At 52.3% G+C, this 570-nt stretch carries 1 protein-coding gene; it reads left to right on the forward strand.

Annotated features, from left to right (window positions below; all coding sequences use genetic code 11):
- The coding region (locus H8A95_RS43455) for an Lrp/AsnC family transcriptional regulator (RefSeq protein ID WP_233287434.1) at positions 1-459 on the forward strand (459 nt) is incomplete at its 5' end.
- Positions 460-570 lie beyond the last annotated feature (111 nt).

Genomic DNA, 570 nt, shown 5'->3' on the forward strand with positions numbered 1-570 from the left:
GACGTCCGCATCCTTGAGCTCGTGCAAAAGAACAACCGTCTAACTTCCGAGGTAATCGGCGAACTGGCCGGGCTCTCTGCTACCGCGTGTCAACGACGACTGAAGAGACTCCGTTCGGATGGCATCATCGAGGCCGATGTCTCGATCATTTCACCCAAGGCGGTCGGAAATCCTATTCAAATGCTTGTGCTAGTAACCCTAGAGCGGGAGCGTTCAGATATCATCGACAGGTTCAAGAAGGCCATCAAATCGTCTGTTGAAGTTGTCAATGGATTTTACGTCACCGGCGACGCCGACTTTGTCCTCTACATTACCGCACGTAGCATGGAGGACTACGAGCAATTCACGCGACGATTCTTTTATGAGAACCCAGACATTAAGGGAGTCAAGACGATGGTTATAATGGACCGCGTGAAGGCTAGCTTTGCCGTTCCAATTGAACCTCCGTCCGAGGATTGATGCTGGTTTCCGGGTGAATCTCGCGCTCGCGCGCTTTTTCATCGTCCGTTCACACAGAAGACAGGACCGGCACCGTTGCTCCTCTACTTTCAAGCATTGTCGCCCCTGTAG

It is taken from the genome of Bradyrhizobium oropedii, assembly GCF_020889685.1.
Classification (GTDB): domain Bacteria; phylum Pseudomonadota; class Alphaproteobacteria; order Rhizobiales; family Xanthobacteraceae; genus Bradyrhizobium; species Bradyrhizobium oropedii.